General features: G+C 49.5%; 13 protein-coding genes and 4 pseudogenes. 9 read left to right on the top strand and 8 right to left on the bottom strand.

What is annotated here, in order from left to right:
• The coding region (locus QN399_RS25770; RefSeq protein WP_323569554.1) for an IS630 family transposase at positions 1–786 on the bottom strand (786 nt) is incomplete at its 3' end.
• Between the two features lie 920 nt (positions 787–1,706).
• Here QN399_RS25770 and QN399_RS25765 point away from each other — a divergent pair.
• From QN399_RS25765 to QN399_RS25740, 6 genes and pseudogenes are all read left to right on the top strand, one after another.
• On the top strand, positions 1,707–2,669 hold the full coding sequence (locus QN399_RS25765; protein WP_322178783.1) for an IS30 family transposase: 963 nt from the start codon (positions 1,707–1,709) through the stop codon (positions 2,667–2,669).
• Between the two features lie 352 nt (positions 2,670–3,021).
• Positions 3,022–4,017, top strand: a pseudogene (locus tag QN399_RS25760) (IS5 family transposase).
• A gap of 1,018 nt (positions 4,018–5,035) precedes the next feature.
• Complete coding sequence (locus QN399_RS25755) at positions 5,036–5,743, top strand: winged helix-turn-helix domain-containing protein (protein WP_322178782.1); 708 nt, start codon at positions 5,036–5,038, stop codon at positions 5,741–5,743.
• 331 nt (positions 5,744–6,074) lie between these two features.
• Positions 6,075–6,533: a winged helix-turn-helix domain-containing protein gene (locus QN399_RS25750; protein ID WP_322178781.1), complete on the top strand. Its 459-nt coding sequence runs from the start codon at positions 6,075–6,077 to the stop codon at positions 6,531–6,533.
• Between the two features lie 122 nt (positions 6,534–6,655).
• The gene (locus QN399_RS25745; protein ID WP_322178780.1) at positions 6,656–6,778 is read left to right on the top strand and encodes a hypothetical protein; all 123 of its coding nucleotides are present in this window, start codon (positions 6,656–6,658) and stop codon (positions 6,776–6,778) included.
• A gap of 246 nt (positions 6,779–7,024) precedes the next feature.
• Positions 7,025–7,186 carry a hypothetical protein gene (locus QN399_RS25740; RefSeq protein ID WP_322178779.1) on the top strand — a complete coding sequence of 54 codons (162 nt, stop codon included), beginning with the start codon at positions 7,025–7,027 and terminating at the stop codon, positions 7,184–7,186.
• 135 nt (positions 7,187–7,321) lie between these two features.
• Here QN399_RS25740 and QN399_RS25735 read toward each other — a convergent pair.
• The 7 genes and pseudogenes from QN399_RS25735 to QN399_RS25705 form a co-directional block, all read right to left on the bottom strand.
• Positions 7,322–8,882, bottom strand: a pseudogene (locus QN399_RS25735) (IS3 family transposase).
• A 446-nt stretch (positions 8,883–9,328) separates the two neighbouring features.
• Positions 9,329–9,697 carry a histone-like nucleoid-structuring protein, MvaT/MvaU family gene (locus tag QN399_RS25730; RefSeq protein ID WP_322178778.1) on the bottom strand — a complete coding sequence of 123 codons (369 nt, stop codon included), beginning with the start codon at positions 9,695–9,697 and terminating at the stop codon, positions 9,329–9,331.
• 1,446 nt (positions 9,698–11,143) lie between these two features.
• Positions 11,144–11,680 carry a transcription/translation regulatory transformer protein RfaH gene (rfaH, locus tag QN399_RS25725; protein ID WP_322178777.1) on the bottom strand — a complete coding sequence of 179 codons (537 nt, stop codon included), beginning with the start codon at positions 11,678–11,680 and terminating at the stop codon, positions 11,144–11,146.
• A gap of 2 nt (positions 11,681–11,682) precedes the next feature.
• Positions 11,683–12,075, bottom strand: a complete 393-nt coding sequence (locus QN399_RS25720; RefSeq protein ID WP_322178776.1) for a hypothetical protein — start codon at positions 12,073–12,075, stop codon at positions 11,683–11,685.
• 56 nt (positions 12,076–12,131) lie between these two features.
• Positions 12,132–12,752 (bottom strand): annotated as a pseudogene (locus tag QN399_RS25715) (sugar phosphate nucleotidyltransferase); the annotation flags it as partial.
• Positions 12,753–12,885: 133 nt separating this feature from the next.
• The gene (locus QN399_RS25710; protein WP_322178775.1) at positions 12,886–13,878 is read right to left on the bottom strand and encodes an IS5 family transposase; all 993 of its coding nucleotides are present in this window, start codon (positions 13,876–13,878) and stop codon (positions 12,886–12,888) included.
• 71 nt (positions 13,879–13,949) lie between these two features.
• A pseudogene (locus tag QN399_RS25705) lies at positions 13,950–14,153 on the bottom strand (NTP transferase domain-containing protein); the annotation flags it as partial.
• An 818-nt stretch (positions 14,154–14,971) separates the two neighbouring features.
• Between QN399_RS25705 and QN399_RS25700 the strand changes: the two are divergent.
• From QN399_RS25700 to QN399_RS25690, 3 genes are all read left to right on the top strand, one after another.
• A complete protein-coding gene (locus QN399_RS25700; protein WP_322178774.1) occupies positions 14,972–15,598 on the top strand; it encodes a response regulator transcription factor in 627 nt (208 codons plus the stop codon).
• Positions 15,599–15,831: 233 nt separating this feature from the next.
• On the top strand, positions 15,832–16,176 hold the full coding sequence (gene tnpB / locus QN399_RS25695) for an IS66 family insertion sequence element accessory protein TnpB (RefSeq protein ID WP_322178773.1): 345 nt from the start codon (positions 15,832–15,834) through the stop codon (positions 16,174–16,176).
• A 288-nt stretch (positions 16,177–16,464) separates the two neighbouring features.
• Positions 16,465–17,018: IS30 family transposase (locus tag QN399_RS25690; protein WP_323569555.1), on the top strand; the 554-nt coding region annotated here is incomplete at its 3' end.

The raw sequence follows: 17,018 nt of genomic DNA, 5'->3' as shown, positions 1-17,018 counted from the left end.
GGTCGAACTGTTATCCAGAATCACATGCAGATCCAGTCCGGCTGGCGTGCTGCGGTCAATCTGTTGCAGAAAAGCCAAAAACTCCTCGGCTCGATGGCGCTGGGTAATCCGTCCGATTATTTGGCCGGTCATGATGTCGAAAGCCGCGTACAGACTCGCCGTACCATGGCGCTTGTAATCATGCGTGCGACGTTCAACTTGACCTGGGCGTAGTGGCAGCATCGGTGTGCGATCCAACGCCTGGATCTGGGTTTTCTCGTCAATCGACAACACCAAGGCATTATCCGGTGGGTTCAGATAGAGCCCGACCACGTCGACGACCTTGTCGGCGAAATGAGGATCATTGCTGATTTTGAAGGTCTTCAAACGATGGGGTTTGAGGTCGGAAGCGGCCCAGACCTGCCTAACCTGCCACGTGGTAACCCGCGCATACTTGGCCATCAAACGAACGCTCCAGTGAGTGGCTTCCTGGGGGACGCGCCGGGTGGTCAGTGTCAGGATTTCGTTGATTTTTTCGGGACCAAGTTTGAGTGGCTGGCCGCTGCGCGGCAGATCGTTCAACCCTTCGATTCCCGCCTCCAGATAACGTTTTCGCCACTTGAATACCGTCGGCGGCGTGACCTGCAACTGCTCGCTGACGGCCTTGGGCGTCAATCCATCAGCCAGTAGAAGCAGGATGCGCGCTCGCTGGACGAGGCTCTGTTCCAGTGTCCTCATACGCAACCAACCTTGCAGGGCGATGAAATCAGAAGACGTTAAAGCGAAGGGGGAAGTCGGTCGGGCCATGTGCATAACCAATCCATGACATTGGATGCACAGTATATCGTTATCTTTAGATAAATGAATTAACCGCTCAGTCCAATAGATGGTCGAGTTCGGCAACTGTGACTGAGCGAACGCTGTTTAGGTATGCCGGTCTGTAGAAGAACCCGTCCCACCCAAGCGGAAAACCGACCGAAACGAAAGGTCTTGGCATCGCCTTGTCAGTGGGTGTGCGTCAGCCGCATCGGCCTTATTCATGAGTGAGTGCAAATGGGCGTACCATTCCCGGCTTGACCAAAGAGATACATGCCCTCCCTAGGGAATCGAATATTTCTGGCCTTCCTTTCCTCACGCATGAATGCGCGAGCGCTACCTCACTTCTCTTTACGAAGCACAAGCGTTCCTCTAACCGGAACTGACACCCTTAGAAGCCGCATCTTGATTCTAAAAGGTTGCGGATTTTCATTCTGGAACAGCGCCAAAGCACCGCCACATTTTCGAAACGGGGCGATAACCGCACACACTTTTCATAACTTCAACCGCTATCCGAGACCGAGTACCTCGACCGAACTCTTCTGCCATCATGCTTTGCGGCTAACACGTGTGTCCTTCGCTGACTTTTCTTTTTTTTGTTCACGCGCAGCACTGATGCGGGCCCTTCCCTACTGACGAGATTAACCATCCTGTACATTTTCGTTAGTATATGCGTCGCTACCGGGGGTCTGCCTATGCTTGAAAAAACAATTGGGGAATCGAGCAGCAAGCAGCATCGTTAGGCGGCTGATGCGACAACCCCATGAAAAACAGAGACTCTTTGGCATGTCATTAACCATTTTCAGTCTTAACTACCTGAATTCATAGAATAACTGCAACGCTTGAAACGAGAGGCAGAGAGCCAGCCACCGGTAGAATCCAGGCTCTCACACCAAAGGATTCAAGCGCAGATGACCACGCCTTACCGGCAGCTGACTCATGGCCAACGTTACCAGATTGAAGCGGGTCTGAGGGCTAAAGAGAGCCAAGCAAACATTGCTAAACAGGTGGGCGTGCACCCTTCGACGATTAGTCGTGAGGTTCGCCGCAACCGTTCTGAAAATGTTTACGAGGCGGTTTCGGCGACCCATGAAAGTGATGTCCGGCGCGCTGGGGCTCGGAAGTTTTGCAAACCGGTTACCTGGTTGAGTCATCACCTTGCGATATGGCTCAACCATGGAATGAGCCCAGAGCAGATTTGTCATCGGCTCAAGCAAGAGCGACCAGATCAGGCGGTCAGTCATGAGTGGATTTATCGGTTTATTGCCACCGACAAACAGGGCGGCGGCGAGCTTTATACGCATCTGCGGCACCGTCGAAAGCGTTACCGTAAACGCTATGGAAGCCACGACCGGCGGGGACAGTTGCGAAATCGGGTGTCGATCACTGAACGTCCTGCTGAGGTCGAAACTCGAGAACGGCTGGGCGACTGGGAAGGTGACACAGTGCATGGGGTGGGCGGTAATTTGGTCACTCTGGTTGAGCGTAAAAGCGGCTATCTGAGCGCTTACCCGGTCAAGCGCTCAGATAGCCGCCAAGTCACTCGGGCGATCAATTTACAGTTCAATGGGCATGTGGTGCATACGTTGACGCTGGACAACGGCAAGGAGTTTGCCGGCCATGAGCGCATCGCGAACAAGAGCCGTTGCCAGGTCTATTTTGCCGACCCGTATTCGTCCTGCCAGCGCGGCACGAATGAAAATACCAACGGTTTACTCCGCCAGTATTTTCCCAAAGGCAGTGACTTCAGCAAGCTGACGGTTGCTGCTGTAAACCGTGTGGTCGCGCAGATAAATTTACGCCCTCGCAAACGCCTGGGCTGGAAGACACCGTATGAAGTCTATGCGGGGGTGAGCGTTGCACTTATGTGTTGAATTCAGGCTAGAACAAACCTGAACCAATGTTAACGATTTTGAACAAAAAAATATCACGACAAACCTGTACACTTCATATACAAAATATATTCTTGCACAAGAATTTTGCTTTTTGAAACGTACAGATAGTGACATCACTATGCCATCATTTCACTATCATGTTAACATATGAACATCTAGCTTCATGAAAGCTCTTAAACACATATTTCTGGCTGAGTGTCGACTGATTTCAGTGAAAATATCGCCTACGGCGCGATGTTTGTTTGCAAAATAAGTCGTTAGGGAAACTCTGAAAAAGGTTTCCAAATCTGGTGAAATGTCCTCCATCACATGAGCTGAACGGTTAAGCCCCATGAAGCAGATTTCTTTCGCCGATGCTGAGTACGCAGGTAAACGTAAGCGAACCCGCCGTGAGATTTTCCTGAGCGAGATGGACAAGGTCGTCCCCTGGAAGGGGTTGATCGCCTTGATCGAGCCGCATTATCCAAAAGGCGAAGGGGGCCGGCCGGCGTATCCGTTGATGGCCATGTTGCGGGTACATCTGATGCAGAACTGGTTTGGCTACAGCAATCCGGCGATGGAAGAAGCACTCTACGAGACCACGATCCTGCGCCAGTTTTCGGGGCTGCACCTGGATCGGATTCCCGATGAAACCACGATCCTCAACTTCCGCCGCTTGTTGGAAAAACATGAGTTGGCAGGCGGGATTTTGCAGGTCATCAATGGCTATCTGGGTGATCGTGGTTTGATGCTGCGCCAAGGCACGGTGGTCGATGCGACGATCATTCATGCATCGAGTGCGACCAAGAACAAAGAGGGTAAACGCGATCCCGAAATGCATCAGACGAAGAAAGGAAACCAATATTTTTTCGGGATGAAGGCGCACATCGGCGTTGATGCCGAGTCGGGTTTAGTGCATCGCCTGGTGGGCACGGTGGCGAATGTGGCGGACGTGACGTAGGTCGATCAGTTGCTGCACGGTGAGGAAACTTAAGTGTGTGGCGACGCCGGTTACACCGGCGTGGACAAACGTCCCGAGCATCAGGATCGCAAGATGACCTGGTCGATTGCCGCCCGGCCAAGCCGCTATAAAAAGCACGCAAAAAAGAGTCTGATCGGGCGCATGCGACGCAAGATCGAATACGCGAAAGTGCAGGTGCAGGTGCAGGTGCAGGTGCAGGCGAAGGTTGAGCATCGGTTTCGCGTGATCAAGCGCCAGTTTGGTTATACGAAAGTGCGCTTTCGTGGTTTGTCGAAAAACATCGCGCAGCAAACAACGTTGTTCGCTTTGTCGAACCTGTGGATGGTGCGAAAACGGCTGATGGGTATGGGCGAGGTGCGTCTGTAATGCGGGCCAATTGCCCTGAAACAGCGCGACTAGAGGAAAGAACCGTGGATTAAGGACAAGAAAGGTCTGATTTTCGCCGACTTATGATTTTTTGAGCCTCAAGTAGTGAGGGCATCAAAAATCGGTGGGTACTTCAGACCGTCCTTAGCCATAGAAGAGTTTTGAATTCCTATGCAATGGCGAGCAGCACCTACCTGACTGTGTACCGACAGATCAGTGCACATCCTGGATATTGGTAGATCAAGCTATTTCGGAATTTTTTTCGGACCGAAACAGGAAATAGATATGTCATCGATATGAAGGCACATCTCGACGTAAATACTGAATCAGCTTTTCAATAGCTTGACGGCACCTACGCCAGAGCTTTCGACCCGTGACGAAAAACACTCTGCGACTGACCATACTTTTTCCCTGCCCAACCCTTGGATGGCGGAGGCAAAGTTAATGATCAATAGAAAGCTGCACCCATCATGCAGAAATTGAGCTGAAAAGCGACGAACTTGATGAAACCAACGCTTATTCTACAACACAGCAATACAACATAGGACACCTAGCAGGCTTTTGCGGGGATGCTTATCGAGTGTATGCAAGAAACTCTCACACACGACTCTTAAAAGGGGCGAGTGCGAATAACTACGTCCGGATATCCAACAATGAGATCGATTCACGGGCTATAGCCGCCCTGACGAAATGCTGCCAGCTTGATTCTAAGGCGAAACCGCTAACCAGTGGGCTTTATTCTGTGGGTATCAGTCTACGGCATGCTCCTTATGTCTATTTTCACTATGCACTCATGCAAATGTACTAAGAGCAAGCGAGGTCACAGAGCTGCTACTGCACTGCCGCTATCGATGCAATCATGCCAGGCGCGCTTACGCATTCTGACGCACGTCGGGATACGAAATGGCAAAGACTGAGAACAATACCCCATAAAAAAATGTTATAAATTGTCGAATTTAAGAATGAACCAATATGGCAAGATGACAAACATACATATTCAAGTATTTGGGTAGTTGAAATGGATTATACATCGTGCTCGAAGGGACAAAAAAATACTGTGATTGTAGCGTTTGGTCATACGCAGGCATTGGCAGAAGGCTTAAGGCAGTTGACTGTGTCGGAAACTGTACATGTAGATGTTTTAGAATACAGTACGCCACTCGATAAGATTTCCGACATAGCCAGCGCAAGTGCAATCATCATTGAGATCGACGCACCTGCATGCTTAAATGAAGGATTAGAACTCGTAAAAAAAATCCGTACCCAGCATTTTCTTGTGAGTATTATTGTATTAATCACACACACGAAGCCATTTAAAAAGGTAAGCTGCTACATAGCAGGTGTTGACCATTGCATTACAATACCGGCCGAACGCACTGAAAAAGAAAACTTTCTTTCCAAAGCATTTCATAACTTTGAACTGGAAAAGAAAATACATCTTGTTTTAGACCGAACATGTCTATGCTTGCGCGGACATTTAAATAAACTAGAGATCTCTTATACAGAAATGAAAGTCCTGGACGCTTTGATATGTGCAAAACAGCACATTCTAAGCCATGACGATATCGCCAGAGTTCTTGAGCTGAATATAAAATTCTATGATCCTCGCGCGTTGGAAAAAAAAATCAGCAGGCTGCGTAGTAAAATAAAAAGCACCTACGACATCAATGCCATTCAAAACGTGCGGGGCTTTGGTTATAGACTGTGCCGGGGGATTATTATATAGACATAAAACACCTGACCACTACTAAAAACCTAGGCATCCATCATCTGACGAGAAACATTCAAGTATGGACAACCTTACTATTGAAACACCTAGTGAATCGACCTTAAAACTGAACAGACTTTCATTTAATCACCTGGTGCACGGATGCATATCACAACCCGAAGTGAAATCAAAAAAATGTCATCACTGCCAAAGGCTCTCAACAACAATAGCCCGGTAGTTTGGGTGACAGCACGAGCACTATCCATCCAAATTTAAAGCAACACTGCAATTTACTGGATGGACAAAAAAACCATTATTCCTCTGCATTTCTCACAGAGAGGGTCCTAACTTGAAGATTTCGATTTTGTCCGAGTACGCTAAATCACTCACACAAAACCAGAGGATAACTGCGAGCTCTGTTATCCACGCACCGAGCATTTCATCGCAGAAATATGTCTTTGATTATGTTCACGCACCCCATATAGATCACGTTAAAATCCAGCACCCCGATCATGAGGCATGGTGGTTTAGCTGCGACCAACAAACCTTGGTCCACGACCGAAAAAAAATCCCGCTCACAAACATAGAGTCGTTGCTAATCAAACAGCTACTCCTTAGCGACCGACGAGTATGTAGCAAGGCAGAGCTCATACTTTGCATCCATCGAGACCCCGCTCACTACCGTGGCCTTGAAATGTGCCTGAGTAGGTTGCAAGAGAAATTCAGTACCTTTTCTAATGGAGAGCGCCTGCTACGATCCGTGAGGAATCGCGGTTATTGCCTAATCCAAAGAATCAAAGTGTCGTAATAATAAAGATCATGTCGCGCCAATAACAAAAAAGTCCGCGTCAATACATCACTTTCTTTACTGCCTTTTTTACAATCTCCAAACTGACTTCATTGCTATTCCCTAGTCAGCCAAGGACATTATTGTCCAGCACTGATGTGCTGCGTTTCGACTCAGTGCGCAACACGTTACTGGCCCGCCTACCCGATGCATTGGGTGGTGCCGACCGGCTCGGCCTCGCGCCTCGCTCGAAGAACTGTCGCTGAAGTCTGGCGAATTCGCAGCGCAGATGCCCCCGGAAGCTCCGCACTATGTATTGATCTGTGATCTGTTGGCGTCTTCGTTGCCAACGACACCAAGGCCCTGAACCTTAGGGATTCATACCTTCAAGATACGTCCACTCAGCGAAACACCCAGCAGCAACACGGCGACAATCAGAAAGGCCAGACTCAGGCTGCTGGCGTGGGCGATGAAGCTAATGAAACGAGCCAATAATTTTTCAAGGGATCATGATGATCGAATCAGACAAGGAAGCGGAGTCTATTGCGCTAATGTCGCGCGACCCGGAAGCTGCACCGCGTGTTGTCAAGGGTCGCGGCCGCGTGAAAGCCGGCGGCTTACCGATCGACAACAACGTCTCCGAAGTGCGACACGAAGTCGATTACAGAAGTTGATCCCACTTGGAGGGAACCACCCGTGTCACCGGGTGAATCTAGAAGACTGAATCAAGACCGCCTTTGGACAATGTAACGATGCACCGCGAGGTGCAGGCGGCGTTTTGCAAGGTAGTTGTCGCGTCAGCTGTGTTTTTATGCGGCTATTTTCAGTGTCGGTAAGTCCCTTTCCGGATTGAGTGTGACAGCACCGATGGGCTGCCAATTGCGTGTCGCACCCGACCAGCGGTGTGGATGCTGATTGCGGGCTTGCTGATACAGCGCATGACGCTTGGCTAAGATCTCTTGATCCTCGCCTCGATGACGCTGTGCCGGGGTCACGAAGCGGATGCGGCTGTGGCGGTGTTGGTGGTTGTACCAGCGGATAAAGTCGCGCACCCAGCTGCGTGCCGCGTCCAAATCTGCAAATCCACCAGTAGGCCATTGCGGGCAATATTTCAGGGTTCTAAACAGCGATTCTGAGTAGGGATTATCGTTGCTCACCCGTGGTCGCCCTCGTGATGGGGCGATGCCGAGTTCGTAAAGTTTGCTCAGCAGCGTCACCGATTTCATCGGTGCGCCGTTGTCCGAGTGCAGCACTAAGGGCCGCCCGGCGCAGCGTTCGGTGAGCACGGTGCGCTGCATCAGTTCAGCCGCCAGCTCGCCAGCTCGCCACATTCTTGCTCGTAAACCTCCCAGCCCACAGCCTTTCGGCTGTAGATGTCCTCGATCAAATACAGGTAGTAGTACTTCCCACGCACTGGCGATGGCAAGTAGGTGATATCCCAAGACCAGACCTTATTGGCTGTGGTTGCGTGGTGAGTAGTCGGCGTAGCATGCTTGTGCGGTGCATGGCTGCGGCCACGTCGGTGCTGCTGATCAGCTTCCTTCAGGACGCGGTAAAAGGTGGCCTCTGAGGCCAGATAACGGCCTTGATCGGCCAGTATCGGGACGATCTGGCTGGGCGGCAGGCTGACGAATGGCGAGCTGTTGCACACCTCCAAAATAGCGAAACGTTCCTGTTCACTCAGGGCATTGGGCGGTCGCGGGCGTAATGTGGTGGTGCGCACATCGGCCTGCATAACTGGTGTCAGGGCCCAACGTTGCAGGATGCGCAGCGACAGCCCGATCTCCGCGCTGGCAATAGATTTGCGCGCACCAGAAGCAACGGCTTGGTTAAAACGTTCAACGAGTTGTTGCCGTTCTGGCAGCGAGGTCAGACGTCCTCGCTGTCGTTTCCCCAGAAGGCATTCATCTTTTTTCGCAACACCAGAATCGCGGCGGTTTCAGCGAGCGCCTTGTCCTTGCGCCGCAGTTCGCGCTCCAACTCGGCGATGCGTTTTTTGTCGGCGCGCGCCTGTTCTCGCTCGGCCTGGCGCTGTGCCTGGGCTGTCAGCTGGCCACTGATGCAGGCTTGACGCCAAGCGCTAACTTGCTCTGGGTACAAACCCTTGCTGCGACAGTATTCGCTCAGCTCGATCTCGCTCAACGTGGCCGTGTGCAACACAGCTGCGAACTTGGCTTCAGCCGACCAGTTATCGGCACTGCTTTTATCTCCGGGCACCACTGCGCCTCCTGCTTTGAGCTTGGTTCGCCAAGCATACAGGGTGGCTTGAGAGATGCCTTCTTGACGCGACAACGCGGCCACGGACATGTTTTGAGGCGGCAGTAATTTATTGATAAGGGCCGCTTTACGCTCAGGTGAATAGCTCGACATTACAGCTCTCTTTTATGCCCCCGATCTATCGTTTTGATAAATCAGCTCAGGCGACAACTAGCCTGACACCGGGGGCAGGTTATCAATCGCGAGAGCCCCCCCTTCTGGCAGCCATAGCCGAATGAGTACTAAATAGTCGGTACGGTGAACACATGCGAACCCGCATAGAGATAATTACATTGAACGACCGAAAATGGGCTGGATAGAAGTTGAAACATTACTTCACGCGAAGCAAGGATCCCAGCGTAGAACGGCCGGGCTAAAAATATCAACTGAACTTAACCTGACAGTCACTACCGGAAACCCATAACCGCCAGATCAAGTCTGAACTTCTACAACTGAGAGGAGGAAAGGTCTAATTTTCGATTAAGTCGATATTTTTTGCCACTCAAACGGAGACGCCGTTAAAATTAAAATTGTTGCTTACTTCTTCCCTAAGGGCCTACCTATTCCTGAGCCCAGCCCTCTACCGCCTCAGTACCGTACGTCTGCTGCCATTGTTTCAAAATTTTGTGGTTACCACCTTTTGTCTCAATCACTTCTCCCGACTCTGGGTTCTTGTAGCGTTTGAGAACTCTAGCCTTACGTTGCTTTTTCTCACTACCGCCATCTGCGGACGCACGAAGTGACACATTTGGATCAAGAATTACGATAACACTACGAAGATCTTGATTGTACTGCGACATCAATTTTTTCAGTTTGCTTTCAAACTCGATCGATTTCTGAAGGACTGGGTCGTTTTTGAGTATTTCCAGATCTTGAATCTGGCGTGCAAGCTGTTGCTCTAGAGCACGAAATTCTGCGAGACGGGACATGTTTATTTCCTAATTGTAGTTATTCACTATTAAATCAATATAAGGGAACGCCATTATAATTACTCGGACCGTTTTATCAAAACAATCTCATCAAGGTATTGATTCGTAATGCGTAGATACTGGCACCGCGAGGTGCTCTCATAAAGCGCCTCTCCCATTGCGGGATCACTCGGTACAAACCAGCTTTTCAGCTGGTGAGTGCGCAGTGTTGCATCCAGCAAATGAAGCTTGTCGACCGACGCCAACTTTGGAATATTAGAGTTAATACCTAGCGAAAGTAGTCTCCCTAGGCATTACCGCTTCAATGTTGGCAAGAAACCGTTCACAGAGGACTAACTTACACATAATCGAAATCGAAATCGAAAAAGCTCGTCGGACTCATGATAAATTCGGCTAGGTCATCACAATATATTTGAGTACATATGAGCACTTTTTCAAAGCCCCTGAGCAATCATTATATAATGAACCCGCTCATCAATCGTCTGAGATCATATTATCAAGCGTCAACCGACAGCTTTAAATGTATGCGGCACTTCGCTTAATTTCAGATACAAGCGCTGGGTTTTCCGTTCGAAAAATCAAAGCACAACCTAGCTGTAATTTACGAAAAGTCCTACAACTTAACGTGGGCCATGTTATATTTCCACCGGGCACCACTGAATATTATACACAACGACTACATATCTAGTACTCGAAGAAATTCTGAGTCCTATTCAGGACGGGTAAAATTAAAAAAATTAACCAGTCACACTGACTAGGAAGTGCCACATCAACAATGTGAGGCTGTCTCATCTACTATAAGAGCAGGTAATAAAACGACTGACAAGTCTATGATATGAAGAGCCCCACCGTCCCAATTTACTCCAAACGAAGCGGTCGTTCGCCTACCCCAATGATTCACCACAATCAAAACAAACGTCAGCACTAATAACGCAAACGCACGTAAAAAAAACTTCAACATTTGTGACATTGCATTCTCTAATCAAGCCTACTATGGAGTTATATATACAGCAGTTTAAAATCAACCATATTGCTTTTTTGAAGGAGCCACTCTTCAGGTTTACTATAGCGTTAATCTCATACTTTTCGGCCTCAGCCTAAAAACAAGCATGTCGTAGTACCGATACAGCGCTGCAAAGCCTATAGCGCCCCCCAACGACAAAAATACAGGCCAGACACTTATATATTCCCATGCCATGAGACACCAGACGAACACCATCAAAGAGAGCGTTGAAAGTACACTGCATAATAAGAGAGAAAACCCACGGGACGCACAAAGAATATGCGCAAGCGTTACTTTGAGGATTCGCACTTTAAGCTCCTTTAAAACGCCCAGCCTCACGACAGGTATGTCCCGTGGCTACTACGTAATTAGTAACTGAGCACTAACCTATCAATAGAGTCCGGCTCAGGTACGCCTGTCAGCTCCGCTGTTCGGAGGTGTTCTCAACGTCTACTCACAACTGTCAACGGTAGACAGACTCTTTGCTCACGCTGCAGAACGTTCATCAGCAACACCACTCGTTCGTCCCCATCCATTGCCAAAAAGATTGCCTCCAGCTCGGCAAAGGGCCCATCACTAATACGCACCGTCTCACCGTAGGTAAAATCCGCCTGCACTGTGGCTTCGCTGTCGCGCTCATGAAGCCGGGCAATCAGCGCATCACGAACCGCTAGCGGCTTGCCACCAAAGCTGACAATCCGTGATACGCCGCGAGTAGATCGTAGTGGCCCCCAGTTATCATAAGAGCCTAGTTGGATAAACATATAACTCGGAAAGAGAGACTCACGGACATCCTTTCGCAGCCCTCGCGTAACGCGTTCACGACTGTGCTTGGGACGAAAACAGATATACCCTTGGCGGGTCAGATTTATTTCAGCGCGCTCATCCTGGCTCGCCTTGCACTGGATCAAATACCACGCTCTGGAGGTAAGGCTCTCGTCGCCAATCATCTCAACAGCTGTTCCGTTATGTGCCAACATCCTCAGTCCCTTCTCCCGTCTATCTGCTCAAGCAGTTCGGTGGTTTTCTCCTGCATCAACGCGACATCGCCGCGACTTTCCACACACACACAAATTTCGGGTTCGATGGGCGAGAGACGCAGTTTAAAACGCCAATCAGTTAACAGCAGACTTAGCCCTTCCGCCCCATCCATTTCCAACTCCAACGCCAACGCAGCGTGAAGATCCTTGATACGTGCCAACACCACAGACGGATCGTCAACCTTACGGCGTATTTCCCCTGGTGACGGAAACGCCCAAATGCGTTCAACCAACAAAGACCACCGTGCGTGGAAGCAGCCCTGTAAATCATTACCCATGGTGTGGTTGAGTTCGTCTTCGTTTGAAACCGTTGTGCTCATAGCTGCTTCGCTCATACGAATACAAAACCTGATGCCAATTCAACAAACGGCACCTTAGAAAACTGTGCGCATCAGATGCCTTTCGGATATATATGCTCAAAGCAAAAGTGAGTCGCTTCAACAAAACCCTCAGCGCCGCCACAATCAAAGCGTTGACCTTTAAACTTATAAGCCAACACGCAACCATTTTTTGCCTGCTTCATAAGAGCATCAGTGATCTGAATCTCACCGCCCTTCCCTGGTTCTGTATACGCGATCAAATCAAAGATGTCAGGGGTCAAAATATAACGACCAATGATCGCTAGATTGGACGGAGCGTCTTCCGGCTTTGGCTTCTCGACCATGCTGTCAATACGATAAATTCCTTCGCGGATCTCTTCGCCGGCAATAACACCATATTTATGAGTCTGATCGTGCGGTACTTCCTGGATCGCCACGATCGAGCAACGGAAATGCTTGTACAGCTTGAGCATCTGGGCCAAGACACCATCGCCCCCCAAATTCAAACAAAGATCGTCAGCCAACACCACAGCAAAGGGCTCGTCGCCAATCAAAGGACGGCCGCAAAGAATTGCGTGGCCAAGCCCCTTCATCTCCACCTGGCGCGTGTATGAGAAAGTGCAAGTTTCGATCAACTCACGCGTACCAGCCAAGAATTTCTCCTTGTCAGTGCCTCGGATCTGATGCTCTAGGGAAGGTCTGAAATAAGGCCTCCTCTTTCCGGAAAATCGGGCGTCAGGCTCTCAAAAAGAGAGCACTTCGCTGATTTTTTTGAAATATCAATTTTTTTCGATCAATAAGCCTCTTTCAGGCACTTGTTAACCCTTAATTTCCATACTGCGGACGTACCTGTCCTACAGGCTCCATCAAATGTCGGCGCGCCATCCACAGATTCGACAGCGCAAACAGTGTCACCAACTGCGCGGTGTTTTTTACCAGTCCGCGAAACCGCACTTTGGTGTAACCAAACTGGCGTTTGATCACTCGAAACGGATGCTCAACCTTGGCTCGCGTCTGCGATTTTGCGTATTCAATCTTGCGCAGCGCGCGACCAATGACGCTTTGCTCCCCATGCTTGCGACGGCTGCTGGGCCGAGCAGAGATCGACCAGATCATTTCACGCCCTTCATGTTCAGGGCGCTTTTGCACCCCGGTGTAGCCCGCATCGCCACAGATATGGGTCTCTTCTCCATGCAGCAATTGATCGACTAGGGTCACGTCCGCGACATTGGCTGCCGTGCCCACCACGCTGTGCGTCAGGCCCGTATCAGCGTCGACTCCGATGTGCGCTTTCATCCCAAAAAAGTACTGATTGCCTTTTTTGGTCTGGTGCATTTCGGGGTCTCGTTTACCCTCTTTATTCTTGGTCGAGGTCGGTGCGTGAATGATCGTGGCGTCAACAATAGTGCCTTGACGAAGCATCAGCCCTCGGTCACCCAGATAGCCATTGATGACCTCAAGAATGCCCCCGGCGAGATGGTTTTTCTCCAGCAAGCGGCGGAAGTTGAGAGTCGTGGTTTCGTCGGGAATGCGTTCCAGGTTCAACCCCGCGAACTGGCGCAGAATCGTTGTTTCATACAGCGACTCTTCCATGGCCGGGTCGCTGTAACCGAACCAGTTCTGCATCAGATGTACCCGCAACATGGCCATCAACGGATACGCCGGCCGGCCCCCTTCGCCTTTTGGATAATGCGGCTCGATCAAGGCGATCAACCCCTTCCAGGGGACGACCTTGTCCATCTCGCTCAGGAAAATCTCACGGCGGGTTCGCTTACGTTTACCTGCGTACTCAGCATCGGCGAAAGAAATCTGCTTCATGGGGCTTAACCGTTCAGCTCATGTGATGGAGGACATTTCACCAGATTTGGAAACCTTTTTCAGAGTTTCCCTAGCTCGTAGCTGATATCAAAATGATCCTCAAGGGCCCGCTTGCCACGACCGGTCACAATCGCCATGTGCTGCAAACACGCATCACGAGCTTCCTCGACTGCGTACTGGATAAGCGGCTTGTTAACGATTGGCAACATCGCCTTAGTAGCAGGCAAAAAACGCGTGCCGTAACCGGCAGCAGGAAAAAGACATTTACGAATCATGGATCGTCCTTTTTAACGCCAAGAGCATTTGATAACAACATCAGGAAAATTTACTTGCCGCAATAAGCCTTCTACTTACTGGCCCACAGGTGCAGCTTTTCAAACAAATTCTTATACACATAACGACATAGAAAGCATCTAAAATGTTATTTTTTGTCCAATTAAATAATAATGTTATCTATTGTCGCGTTCTGCGATTGGATAAAACCAACGAATTATGGCATTAAGTAGTGGCTGCCATTGTGCGGAAAAACTATTCAATTGCATGGTAGAACACGTAAAGGCTACCCTGCGAAATGAATGATGATGATGAAAATGTTACGCAAGGACTCCACTCTGGGTTCACGAGATATCAATAGGCTCCCTGCATCTAAAACAGTTTAAAATATTATCAAATATCGACTTTAGCCGAGTAATAATATGACCCACACAAGAAACGAGATGGGTAAAACCACATCAAATATCGCTGCAGATGAAGGTATCTTAGACCTGGGCCGGTCTCGTTCTGTATTTCTTTCGAAACATATAGCCACGCATTCCAATTGTATTTATTCTCAACCCCAAGACTCGCTCCTTAAACACTATGATCGACTCAACAACACTGCTCAAATTCTGAAAAGCAGAGCAAAACCGATGATAATAAAAGCGAGACTTCACCTTACCCATTACCAACCCAAGAAAAACGTATAATAGAATGACTATAAAACATGCCAAACCTCCACACACCATATCATGTGCAGTTTTTACAAACGGCATAACTACCAAGCCCTTTAATAGCGCTCAGTGTTTTCAGCAACTGACACTCTTGGAGTAATCACATGAAAACGGCATTGATCGTTGACGATTATCCCTTAATACGCATGGCGGTCAGCATTCTGTTGGAGCGTGAGGGCTTCCAGAACATCATTGAAGTTGACAATGGTGTGGATGCGATTCAGCAGGTCCGCGAACAGTTACCTGATCTTGTAATTCTCGACATTAGCATTCCAAAATTTGATGGTTTGGAAGTCATCATGAGGCTAAGCGCCTTGAGTCTTCGATTAAAGATAGTAGTACTCAGTTCCCAGCCAGCAAGCCTCTATTCTACACGCTGCATGCAGGCAGGCGCAGCAGGTTATGTATGCAAGACCGGTGATTTGGGCGAGTTAGTCAATGCAATAAGAGCAGTGATGTCAGGCTACCACTATTTCCCTAATCTGGCATTCAACTCTGTGAGACGCAGCGATGCTCAGGCAAGCGAGTTAGACTTACTGAACAGGCTGTCTGATCGAGAAATGTCGGTACTCAGGCAACTGGCCTTGGGCAAGTCTAATAAAGAGGTGGGTGTCGATATGGCGCTAAGCAACAAGACCATCAGCACCTACAAAATACGAGTAATGAACAAACTCAATATTGGCACCCTAGTGGAGTTAGCCGACATCGCCAAGCGCAACGCACTTGCCTGACGTTCTATACCCACCTCCCAATAGTGGGTACACACTGAGACATCGCCAGTGCAGGAGAGGCTACAAATGGCTTGACACCTTATCTGACGTGTACATCCAAGGGATTGAGCAACATGCCATTCGAGGAACGACGTAACTAATCCATCATCCGCACATTGAAAGTCGCGAGTTGATCCGCGATGCTGTGCTCCAGTACTTTTTTCAGAAGCCAGCTTCCCATGATAGGACCCGATGTGAAGGTACAAAAAATGTACCTCTACGCCAAACCGGTCGACTTCAGAAAATCCATCGATGGCTTGGCCGTCCTGGTCGAGATGGATATCACAGTAGCGGTATTGGACTCTGTGCTTTTCGTTTTTCTGAATCGTCACCGGAACCGAGTGAAAATCTTTTACTGGGAGTGCAACGGTTTTTGTCTTTGCCTCAAGCGCATGGAGTCTGAACGTTTCAAAACCGCGCCCGACTTCACCGACGAGCCCATCGCGCTGACTGTCCAGGAACTGAACTGGCTGTTGGGCAGTTTTAACCTGTGGCGCAACCACCCGCATAACGTTTTAATCCCTCAATGTGTCGCGTGATCGCGATATAATCCTGGCCTCAACTTAATGACAGGCGGCCACCCTGATAATTCTGTTTAACTTAAGTAAATGTTGCTTTAGATGTTAGGCCAACGCCCGTTCGGCAATGTAAAGGCATACGCCCATGAGCTGGCTAACAACACGGCTCAACTAACTATTCTGATCGCGCTGCCGAACCTATAGATAACACCCCCTGAATTCATAGAATAACTGCAACGCTTGAAACGAGAGGCAGAGAGCCAGCCACCGGTAGAATCCAGGCTCTCACACCAAAGGATTCAAGCGCAGATGACCACGCCTTACCGGCAGCTGACTCAGGGCCAACGTTACCAGATTGAAGCGGGTCTGAGGGCTAAAGAGAGCCAAGCAAATATTGCTAAACAGGTGGGCGTGCACCCTTCGACGATTAGTCGTGAGGTTCGCCGCAACCGTTCTGAAAATGTTTACGAGGCGGTTTCGGCGACCCATGAAAGTGATGTCCGGCGCGCCGGGGCTCGGAAGTTTTGCAAACCGGTTACCTGGTTGAGTCATCACCTTGCGATATGGCTCAACCATGGAATGAGCCCAGAGCAGATTTGTCATCGGCTCAAGCAAGAGCGACCAGATCAGGCGGTCAGTCATGAGTGGATTTATCGGTTTATTGCCACCGACAAACAGGGCGGAGGCGAGCTTTATACGCATCTGCGGCACCGTCGAAAGCGTTACCGTAAACGCTATGGAAGCCACGACCGGCGGGGACAGTTGCGAAATCGGGTGTCGATCACCGAACGTCCTGCTGAGGTCGAAACTCGAGAACGGCTGGGCGACTGGGAAGGTGACACAGTGCATGGGGTGGGCGGTAA

Source organism: Pseudomonas sp. 10C3 (assembly GCF_036346185.1).
Classification (GTDB): Bacteria; Pseudomonadota; Gammaproteobacteria; order Pseudomonadales; family Pseudomonadaceae; genus Aquipseudomonas.
This window is presented reverse-complemented; position numbering and strand designations above follow the sequence as displayed.

Bases quoted from the DNA above. Each gene is read 5' to 3' on its own strand.
- QN399_RS25765 (WP_322178783.1), top strand. From the start codon at position 1,707: ATGACCACGCCTTACCGGCAGCTGACTCATGGCCAACGTTACCAGATT.
- QN399_RS25755 (WP_322178782.1), top strand. From the start codon at position 5,036: ATGGATTATACATCGTGCTCGAAGGGACAAAAAAATACTGTGATTGTA.
- QN399_RS25740 (WP_322178779.1), top strand. From the start codon at position 7,025: ATGATCGAATCAGACAAGGAAGCGGAGTCTATTGCGCTAATGTCGCGC.
- QN399_RS25730 (WP_322178778.1), bottom strand. From the start codon at position 9,697: ATGTCCCGTCTCGCAGAATTTCGTGCTCTAGAGCAACAGCTTGCACGC.
- rfaH (WP_322178777.1), bottom strand. From the start codon at position 11,680: ATGTTGGCACATAACGGAACAGCTGTTGAGATGATTGGCGACGAGAGC.
- QN399_RS25720 (WP_322178776.1), bottom strand. From the start codon at position 12,075: ATGAGCGAAGCAGCTATGAGCACAACGGTTTCAAACGAAGACGAACTC.
- QN399_RS25710 (WP_322178775.1), bottom strand. From the start codon at position 13,878: ATGAAGCAGATTTCTTTCGCCGATGCTGAGTACGCAGGTAAACGTAAG.
- QN399_RS25700 (WP_322178774.1), top strand. From the start codon at position 14,972: ATGAAAACGGCATTGATCGTTGACGATTATCCCTTAATACGCATGGCG.